At 73.5% G+C, this 9,444-nt stretch carries 12 protein-coding genes; 5 read left to right on the forward strand and 7 right to left on the reverse strand.

The genetic code is table 11. The features are described from left to right. The 7 genes from D6689_02035 to D6689_02065 all read right to left on the reverse strand — a co-directional run. The coding region (locus tag D6689_02035) for a hypothetical protein (GenBank protein ID RMH44588.1) at positions 1-343 on the reverse strand (343 nt) is incomplete at its 3' end. Positions 344-357: 14 nt separating this feature from the next. After that, on the reverse strand, positions 358-1,212 hold the full coding sequence (locus tag D6689_02040) for a HEAT repeat domain-containing protein (GenBank protein ID RMH44589.1): 855 nt from the start codon (positions 1,210-1,212) through the stop codon (positions 358-360). 75 nt (positions 1,213-1,287) lie between these two features. After that, positions 1,288-1,800, reverse strand: coding sequence for a gamma carbonic anhydrase family protein (locus tag D6689_02045; GenBank protein ID RMH44597.1), 513 nt, complete (start codon positions 1,798-1,800; stop codon positions 1,288-1,290). Then, on the reverse strand, positions 1,790-2,170 hold the full coding sequence (locus D6689_02050; protein RMH44598.1) for a teicoplanin resistance protein VanZ: 381 nt from the start codon (positions 2,168-2,170) through the stop codon (positions 1,790-1,792). Before D6689_02050 ends, D6689_02045 begins: the two co-directional genes overlap by 11 nt. After that, the gene (locus tag D6689_02055) at positions 2,170-3,579 is read right to left on the reverse strand and encodes a VWA domain-containing protein (protein RMH44590.1); all 1,410 of its coding nucleotides are present in this window, start codon (positions 3,577-3,579) and stop codon (positions 2,170-2,172) included. The genes D6689_02050 and D6689_02055 overlap by 1 nt, the downstream gene beginning before the upstream one ends. A gap of 20 nt (positions 3,580-3,599) precedes the next feature. Further along, complete coding sequence (locus D6689_02060) at positions 3,600-4,535, reverse strand: PDZ domain-containing protein (GenBank protein ID RMH44591.1); 936 nt, start codon at positions 4,533-4,535, stop codon at positions 3,600-3,602. A gap of 144 nt (positions 4,536-4,679) precedes the next feature. Further along, a complete protein-coding gene (locus D6689_02065; protein ID RMH44592.1) occupies positions 4,680-5,729 on the reverse strand; it encodes an NAD-dependent epimerase/dehydratase family protein in 1,050 nt (349 codons plus the stop codon). Between D6689_02065 and D6689_02070 the strand changes: the two genes are divergently transcribed. From D6689_02070 to D6689_02090, 5 genes are all read left to right on the forward strand, one after another. Beyond that, the gene (locus D6689_02070) at positions 5,632-6,207 is read left to right on the forward strand and encodes a hypothetical protein (protein ID RMH44599.1); all 576 of its coding nucleotides are present in this window, start codon (positions 5,632-5,634) and stop codon (positions 6,205-6,207) included. The two genes, D6689_02065 and D6689_02070, sit on opposite strands and share 98 nt — an antisense overlap. Before the next feature lie 100 nt (positions 6,208-6,307). Then, a complete protein-coding gene (locus D6689_02075; protein ID RMH44593.1) occupies positions 6,308-7,876 on the forward strand; it encodes a hypothetical protein in 1,569 nt (522 codons plus the stop codon). Continuing rightward, positions 7,873-8,484 (forward strand): dTMP kinase, encoded by a 612-nt coding sequence (gene tmk / locus D6689_02080; protein RMH44594.1) that lies wholly within the window; start codon positions 7,873-7,875, stop codon positions 8,482-8,484. Before D6689_02075 ends, tmk begins: the two co-directional genes overlap by 4 nt. After that, complete coding sequence (locus D6689_02085) at positions 8,460-9,008, forward strand: hypothetical protein (protein ID RMH44595.1); 549 nt, start codon at positions 8,460-8,462, stop codon at positions 9,006-9,008. Before tmk ends, D6689_02085 begins: the two co-directional genes overlap by 25 nt. 64 nt (positions 9,009-9,072) lie before the next feature. Then, positions 9,073-9,444 (forward strand): hypothetical protein (locus D6689_02090; GenBank protein RMH44596.1); only part of this gene is annotated, 372 nt, incomplete at its 3' end.

Below are 9,444 nucleotides of genomic sequence, written 5' to 3' on the forward strand. Positions count from 1 at the left end.
CCGCCTCGCTCGGCTCGCCGCCCCCCGCCGCCTCGCTCGGCTCGCCGCCGCCCGCCGCCTCGCTCGGCTCGCCGCCGCCCGCCGCGTCCGCGCCGCCGGCCGGCCCGGCGCCGGCCGGCCCGGCGAACGCCGACAGGTCCGGCTCCTTGCACGACACGCCGAGCACGTTGTTCATCGCGGTGTCGGTCGCCTTGTCCGCCGCCCCCTTGACGAAATACCCGAGCCCGGCCATCAGCGCCGCCGACACCGCGACCATGAACAGCGTGAACCGGAGCTGATAGCCGCGGTCGAGCACCAGGTTGCGCCAGCTGCGCTTGTATCCTCTGTTTTTGGGCTTTCCCATGCGGCACCTCGCGGCTACGGCGTGCGAGACGCGATGGTCGGAATGATCTTCCGGCGCACCAGGTCCTCGACGACCGCCGCGACACAGTCTTGCTTCGCGTAGCCGATGTCCTTCGCGGAGTTGCTCGCCTGCACCTTCGCGCTGCCCTTGAGGAACCCGAACATGCTCTTTTCCGGGTAGCTCGCGAGCAGCATGCTCACCTTGCACGACACGACGGCGCTGGCGCCGCGCGCCTGCACGTCCAACTTGGTGATCGTGCCATCCACGTAGAACCCGGCCGCCCCCGCCTTGCGCAGCGCCCGCTTCGACGGCCGCTTGCCACCGGGCCACTTCGTGGTCATCCCCGTTGCGTGCTTGGCGAACGTCTTCGCCGCGGTGGTGCGCATCATCGCGACCATCGCGGCGCCGGCGCCGGCGTCGTCCGCCATGGGGCCGAGGTCGACGTACACCTTGGCCGCGGCGCCACCTCCTTCGATGGCTGCGATCGCGTCGTACGCCTTTTGCGCCTGTTTGCGCACGAATGCGTTGTCGTCCGACTTGGCCACGCGCGCCAGCGCGTCGGCGGCCGTCTTGCGCACCGCGGCGGGGGTCGCCGCGGTGATCATCTTGCCGAGCGATGCGGCGGCGACGCCGCGCACGGTCTTGTCGCGGTCGGCCAGGGCGCGGATGTACGCCGGAATCGCCCGCGGATCCCCCGTCTTCTGCAAGTTCAACGCGGCCGACAACCGCAGCTTGTAGTCGTCGGCCTCGAGCATGCGCCGGATCAACGTGTCGACCTTGTCGGCCCGCGCCGTGCCGCTCCACACCGCGACGAGCGCGAACGCCGCGACGGCGATCCGCAGGCGAAACGTGCAACGGGCTGGCGGCATGCGAGTGTGACGGAGCGCGCGCCCCGCGTGTTCACTGCCCCCTCGTGGCGCGCCGGTTCAGAGTACCTTGCCGGTTCACTCGCCCGCAAGGTACTCGGCCGCGAGTGCGACGTAGTGGTCGGCGCTCGTCTCGATCCACGCCCGCTCGGCGTCCGTCAGCGGGCGCTTGACGCGCGCCGGCGCGCCGACGGCGAGGTGGCCAGGTGGGATCTCGGTTCCCGGCGTCACCAGCGCACCCGCACCTACAATCGACCCGGCGCCGACGCGCGCCCGGTCGAGCACGACCGCTCCCATCCCGATGATGCAGCGGTCCTCGACCGTGCAGCCGTGCAGGGTGACCGAATGGCCGACCGTGACGCGATCGCCGACGAGCGTCGCGTGCCGGCCGCTGGTGACGTGGATGACCGAGTTGTCCTGGATCGACGTCTCGGCGCCGATGCGGATGTGGAACACGTCACCGCGCACGACCGCCCCGTACCAGATCGACGACCGGTCCCCGACGACCACGTCGCCGATCACCGCCGCCGTCTCGGCGACGAACACGCCGGCGCCCAGCGTGGGCCACACGCCGCGATAGCTACGCACGATCGACATCGACCCCCTGGCGCGAGAACCACCACGCGGCCGACAAGGCGCCCGCCGCCGCCCCGACCGCGTCGGCGACCGCGTCCCACGGCGACGACGATCGCCCGGGTGTGAGCGACTGGTACGCCTCGTCGACGGCGCCGAACGCCGCGCACACGATCGCCGAGATCGCGACCGCGATCACCGGGTCGACTCGGGGCGGGCCGAGCGACAGCGCCCGCGCCAGCAGCGCGCCGAGCACGAAGTACTCGCCCGCGTGCAACAGCTTGTCGAACGACCACAACGTCGGTGACTGCGGCATGCGCGACGCCGGGATCGACGACACGGCCAGGATCAGCGCGGCGTACACCGCGACCGGCAACCACGCGCGCATCACATCACCAGTTCGTCGACGACCTTGCGCAGGCTGTCGAGATTGTGGGCGACGACGACGCGGTCGCAGTGAGGCGCGTACTCGCGCATCGCGCTGTCGCCGAAGCCCCACGCCGACGGCGCCTCCGGATTGAGCCACCAAAGCTGTTTGGCCCGGCGGCGGATGTCTCCGAGCGCCGCGTGATTTGACGGGTGGTAGTTGTTGCGCCCGTCCCCGATCACGAGGACCGTCGTGCGCGGCGTCACCTTCGACATGTGGCGCGCGCAAAACTGGTCGAGCACATGCCCGTAGTTGCTGTTGGCGTACACGTTGACGACCGCTCCTTGATACGTCAACTCGACCGCGCGATCCAGGTCGTGGCGGCGGAATAGATCGGTCAGTTCCCCGAGTTCGGCGACGAACGCGAACGTGTGGACGCGGTCGAACAGCTCCTGCAGCGCGTAGACGAACTGGAGCATGAACCGCGACACGGTGCGCACCGAGTCGGACACGTCGCACAGCACCACGAGCCGCGGCTTCTTGCGCGGCCGATGGCGGAGCTCGAGCGACACCGGCACGCCGCCGGTCGCCAGGGATCCGCGCAACGTCTTGCGCACGTCGAGCCGACCGCGGCGGCGGCGTTTCGGCGCGAGTTGGACGCGCGCGCGCAGGATGCGCGCCAGGCGTGCGACCTCGGCGCGCAACTCGGCGACCTCTCGGTCCGTGAGCTGCGCCAGCGGTTTGTCCGCGAGCGTGCGCGCGGCGACCTGATCCAGGTAGTCGAGGTTGCGCCGGCGGAACTCGTCCTGCACGTAGTCGCGGATCGCCCGGCGCAGCGCGTCCAGATTGGCCGCGGCGAACGCGCGCAGCCGCTCGATGACCTCGGGCGACAGCCCCTGCGCCGACCCGACGAGACGCGCGAGCACCGCGTCGATGTCCGCCTGCGCGCCGCGCAGGTCGAGCGCCTGCGCGACCCGGTGGGCGAAGAACCCCGCCTGCAGCGGGGACACCATTCGATCGAGGTCGCCTTGCAGCCCGGCCGCCCGCACGAGCGGCGACACCGCCGGCGCGCGCAGGCCGAGGCCGACGCGAGCGACGGCGCCGAGATGGGCCGCCTCCGTCGCGAGGTGGGCGACGATGTGCTCGATCGCGTCGCCGGGGATGCCGGCGGCGCGGAGCGCGTCGACCAGCGGACTGCCGCGCGACGCGAGCGCCGCGCCCCGCAGGAAGTACAGGTCGAACAGCTCGTCGAACGCTGCGCGGTCGCCGGCGCGCTTGACCAGCGCCGCGGCGAGCGCCGCGCGCACGTCCTGCGCGCGGTCGACCCCGACGGCCGCGACCGCGCGCGCCGCGTCGATCACCTCCCCCGTCGACACGCGCACGCCGTTTTGCCGCAGCAGCTCGGCGAACGTCTCGATCGCGTCGATCATCCCCGATCGCCCCGCCGGCGTCACTCGCGCGCCAGCGCCTCCGCGATGCGCACCGCGCGGCCGATCTCCGCGGAGCTGGCGCCGACGGCGACGGCGCGCACGAAGCCGCGGCGGTCGATGACCACGATCGTCGGATAGGTCACGACCGGCAGGTACGCGCGCTTGACGGCGTCCTTGTCGTCGTACAGGGCGGCGAACCCGAGCGGACCGTGGTGCAGCACCGCGACGCCCGAGCCGGACGCCGCCGCCGACTTCGGCGACAGGTACGCCGCCAGCGCCTTGCGATCGCCGCCGGCGATGCCGAGCACGGCGACGTCGCCGGGGTGGCGCGCGGCCAACTGGGCCAGCGCGCGGTGGGCCAGCGGGCAGTAGCGGCACCACGTCGCGAAGAACTCGATCACGACGACGCGGCCGGCGTAGTCCGCGAGTGCACCGCTGGCCGCGCCGCTCGCGACGTCGAGCGCGAAGTCCGGCGCGGGCCGGTCGACGAGCCACCGCTCGAGCACCTCGCGATCGCCGAGCCGCGGCCCGAGGGTCGCGTGTACCGCGATCCGCCGGCCGTCGCGCACGATCGCCACCGCGACCCGGTCGCCGACGCGATGACCGGCGACCGCTGCGACGAGCTCGCGAGCGCTGCGCGTGCGCGCGGCGCCGAGGGCGACGATCTCGTCGCCCTCGACCAGCCCGGCGTCCTCGGCCGGCGACCCCGGCACGACCTTGCCGACGCGCACTCCGACGGATCCCGGCTCGAGGACGACGCCGAGCCACGGCGCGCCGCCCGCGACGGGCCCCGCGGCGGCGACGGCGGCCGCCGCGACGGCCGTCGCGACGGCGACGAGAGCGGCGTGTGCGCGCGGCATACGCCGCAGCATAGCGCCGCGCCACGACCGCGGCCAGGCGCACGCCGCGACGCGCGCGCACGCCGCCCGGCGCGCCCGGCGCGAACACGGCCGCACCGGCGGGCATCCGCCGGCACAGGCGGGGCCGCACCGCGAACGCCGCGCCGCGCGGCGCGCGCGCCGGCCTACGCGGCGCCTCCCGCTGCGCGCGCGGCCGGCACGGCGGGCGCCCGCCGTCACCCGGCGCACGCGCGCCGCGGCTCAGTTGGCGTAGCCGTTGGCGCGGAACCAGCGGATCGCCTTGTCGAGCGTCTCGCGCAGCGGCGTGCGCGGCATGCCGAGTTCGTTGCGCGCCTTGCTCGTGTCGAACCACAGTCGCCGCGTCGCGTACCGCGCCGCCTTGTACGTCATCGGCGGCGGCTTCTGCGTGCGCTCGGCGACCTGCTCCATCGCCCAGGCGATGCCCCACATCATCCGGCTCGGCAGCTTGCGCTTGACCGGCTTGCAGCCGCCGATCTCGGCGACCAGATCGTAGAACTCCTTGTAGGTGACGTTGTGCCCGCCGAGGATGTAGCGCTCGCCAACGCGGCCCTTTTCCTCCGCCAGCACGTGCCCCTCGGCGACGTCGTCGACGTCGACCACGTTGAAGCCACCATCCATGTACCCGGGCACGTTGCCGTTGAGAGTCTCGACGATGAATCGTCCGGTCGGCGTCGGTCCGATGTCTCGTTCGCCGAACGGGAACGCCGGGTTGACGACGACCACCGGCACGCCCTCGCGCGCGAACCGCAGCGCGTCGCGCTCGCTGAGCCACTTGGACCGCACGTAGTGGTTCGACTCGTCCCACAGATTGAACTCGGTCGTCTCGTCGGCGATGTCGCCCGACGGCGGCTGGCCGACGGCGGCGATCGAACTCGTATACACGACCTTCTTGAGGTTCGCCTTCATCGCCGCGAACAGCACGGTCTTGGTGCCCTCGACGTTGACCTCGTACATCAGCGAGTTGTCCGGCAACCACAACTTGTAGATGGCGGCGAGGTGGTAGAGCGTGTCGCACCCCTCGAGGGCCTGGCCGATTCGCTCGCGATCGTTGATGTCGCCCTCGACGTGCTCGACGTCGAGCCCCTCGAGGTTGCGCAGGTTCGCGCCCGGTTCGTTGTAGCAGCGCACCTTGCGGCCCCGCTCGAGCAGCTTGCGCACCACGTGCGAGCCGATGAACCCGCTGGCGCCGGTGACGAGAACCGTGCCGTCGCGCTTGGCCGCCTTGCCGCGACGCTTTTTCGGCGTGGACGATGCTGACGTGGTCGCCATCGGGCGCGGTTATAACGCTGTGCGGCATTCACGACAAACCGATATGTATTCCAATGTAGGATATTTGCCTTCATTATCGCACCCGCCGTACGATGCGCGCATGCGAGACACCGAAGACCGGCGCGCGCGCGACGACCAGCGCGTCTATATGCGCTTCGATAAGGCGTTCCCCGTGGTGATCGGCAGCGAGATCTACGGCGATTCCCGGGGCGTCGCCCGCAACATCTCGGCGGGCGGCATGTTCGTCGAGCTGATCGCGCCGCCGCCGATCGGAAGCGTCGTCACCGTCCGCTTCCGCATCCCCGACAGCGACGAGGACGTGGTCGCGCGGGCCGAGGTCAAGCACCACTACTGTCTCAACGTGACCGCCGCCGGCGAGCCGACCGCGGCGCGCGGCGTCGGACTGCGGTTCGTCGAGTACCTCCACGACGACAGCGGCCCTCGCGATCGCTACACGCGCCCCCGAACGATCCACTGACGGCCGGTCCCCGGCCGATCCCGCGGCGGGCCGGCCGATCCCGCCGCGGGCCCCGCGCCCGGATTTTGGGCGCGCGCGGGTCCTACGCTACGCTTGCCCCGTGCAACGCTCACGCTTTCCGGGGGCGCGCCGCGCGGCGGCGGCCGTCGCGACCGCGCTCGCGGTCGCGGCCGCGTCCGCCGCCGCTCAGACCGCGCCCGCCCCGTCGCCCGGCGCCGCCCAGACCGCGCCCGCCCCGTCGCCCGGCGCCGCCCGCGCAACGCCTGGCGGCGACGCGCGCACCGTGGACGAACTCGCCGCGTTCCTCAAACGGCCGCGGCGGTCGACCGAGCCCCAACGCCGCGCGGTGCTCGACGCCATCGGCGCCGAGGTCCCCGACGCCCGCGGCCGCTTTCAGACGCCGAAGCGCGACCCGCGCGAGCGCGATCCGGAGGGCGAGCCCGACTGGTTGGCGTCTTTGGCGTCACTTCCCGACGGCACGCCCGGCCTCGCCGACGTACGCGCCGACGTCGAGGCGATCCGCTCGCTGGCGGCGACGCGGTCGTTTCGCGCAGCCGACGTACTGTTGCGCTTCGCGTTCTCCGACGTGGGGTTGATCTACCGCGATGAGTGCGGCCGGACCCTGCGGCGCATGGCGCCCTACTCCCTTCCCGCGCTGATCGTCGCGTCCAAGGGGCGCCGTGGCGACAAGGCGCGCTACGCGCGCTACCAGCTCGAGCGGCTCGACCGAGAGGACCCGAAAAAGGCGCTTCGCTATGCGCCGAACGACGCCGTCAAGATCGCCATCCTCGACGCCTACCGCAAAGTGCGCCACCGCGAGGCGGTGCCCGCCGTGCTCGCCGCGGTCGACGACGTGTCGCCGGCCGTGCGCGAGGCGGCGCGGCGCGCGTGGATGGCGTACGTCACCGGCCCGCCGCCGCCCGAACCGCCCAAAAAGCGGCTGCAGCTGCCCGGCGGCAAGCTCACCGAGGAGGAGCAGCCGCTGTTTCTGAACGCGCGCGACTTCGCCGCGCACGAACTGCGTCGGACGTACGAGCGCCAGCTCGGCGAGCGCCCGCCGCGCGGCATGTCGCTCGCCGACATGAGCCGCGCCCTGTTCGACTGGTACGACGCGCGCCGCGCGCGCGCGGTGGACGCCGCGTTCGAGCGAGGAATCGCGCGCGCGGCGGCCGGCGAGTGGGCCGCCGCGGTGGCCGCGTTCGACGAGGTGTTGGTCGCCGCGCCCGACGACCCGCGGCGCCCGAAGATGGCCGAAGCGTATCTGCAGCGGGCGGGCGAGTTGTCGCGCGACGGCCAGTGGGACGCCGCAGCCATCCTGTACGGCAAGGCCTACGCAATGGCTCCGACCGGACCGCTCGCCGACCGCGCGCGCGCCGGTCAGTTGGTTGCGCACGGAAGGGCCGTCGAAGCCGCGGGCGGAGACGCCACGCCGCTGTACCGGCGGGCGCTGGAGTTCGTGCCGGACCACGAGGGCGCACGGGCGGCGCTCGCCGGGGACGCGCCGGCGCCCGCGGCGCCGCCCGCCCGCGACGCGGCGCGCCCGGCACCTCGCTGGGCCCTGTATGCCGGGGCTGCCGGCATCGCGGTGGCGCTCGCGCTCGCCGCCGTCGGACTTGCAGAGCGCCGCCGGCGCGCCGGGCGCGCGCACCAGCCCGCCCGCGCGCGATGACGCTGATCGCACTCGAGGGCATCGACGGCGCCGGCACGACGACGCAGGCGCGACGACTCGCCGGCGCGCTCGCAACCGACGGCTGGCCGGTTCATCTCACTCGCCAACCGAGCGACGGTCCGATCGGTCGTCTGCTCCGCGACCTGCTCGCGGGGGCGCACGCGCCGGTCGACCGCGTGACGATGGCGCTGTTGTTCGCGGCCGACCGCGCCGACCACCTGCACCGCGAGGTCACGCCGGCGCTCGCACGCGGAGCCGTGGTCATATCCGACCGCTGGTACCACTCGTCGCTCGCCTACCAGGGCGGCGCCGACGCGCGGGACTGGGTTCGCACCATCAACCGGCACGCGCGCGCGCCAGATCTCACGATCTTTCTCGAAGTGCGCCCCGAAGTCGCCGCCGCACGGCGTGCCGCCGCCGGACGTGCGGAGGAGCTGTACGACCGCCTCGACACGCAGCGCCAGATCGCCGCGAACTACCGCGACGTGCTGGCCGAGTTGGACGGCGAGCGCATCGAGATCGTCGACGGCGAACAGCCGCCGGACGCGGTCGCCGCGCGCGTCGTCGAACTCGCGCGCGCGGTGTGCGGCCGCCGGAGGTCCGCGTGACCGCGCGGCGACTAATGTGGCGAGCGGCGTTGGCGGCGGCGGCGTGTGCCGGCTGCGGCGGCGCACCGGCCGGCCGCCCGGGCGCCGCTCCGGTCGCGCCGCGCGGACCCTCCGCACACCGCGCCGCCGACCCGGCACCGGCGCGCGCCGCGGACCGGCGGCGCGCCGACGTGCAACCCGCGGTGTCGCGCGCGCCAGCGCCCGGGACGATCGCGCGCGCCGACCTGCTCGCGGTGCTCGACGCGGGCCCGGGTCGGTTCCTCGCTCACGTCGAGGTCTCGCCGGTATTCCGCGGCGGCGCGTTCGCGGGCTGGCGCATCGAGCGGTTCGCGCCGATCGACGCGCGCCTGCGCGGCGCCCCCGTCCGGCCCGGCGACGTGATCGTCCAGGTCAACGGCCGACCGATCGCCCGCCCCGAACAGCTCCAGCGAGTGTGGGACGACCTGCGCCTCGCGGACGAACTGGTCATCGACGGAGAACGCGGCGGCGCGCCGTTCCGCATCCGGTATCGCATCGATCCGTGACCGTCCGCCGCGCCGCGCGCCCGCCGGCGCTCCGCGCTGTGCGCCGCCGTGCTACCCTCGCGACATGATCGCGTACGAGGAGTTGGTGGCCGCGCTCACGGCGTGGCGACGCCGCAACGGACTGCCCACCACGCCGCCTGACTATGGCGAGCCCGTGTCGGTCGCGCCGGCGGCCGCCGGCCCCGCGGCGCCCCCCGACGAGGTCTACGACCTCAGCGACGATTCGGGCCTGATCGTCGCCGAGGAGATCGGCGCAGAGGACGGCGCGTTCGCGCACGCCGACGGCGAGGCCGACGAACCCGCGGGCGCCTACGCCGATGCGGCCGATGCCTACGCGCAGCCGGACGCCGCCTACGCCGATGCGGCCGATGCCTACGCGCAGCCGGACGCCGCCTACGCCGATGCGGCCGATGCCTACGCGCAGCCGGACGCCGCC

The sequence above is a fragment of the Deltaproteobacteria bacterium genome (genome assembly GCA_003696105.1).
In the GTDB taxonomy this organism is placed as follows: Bacteria; Myxococcota_A; Polyangia; order Haliangiales; family J016; genus J016.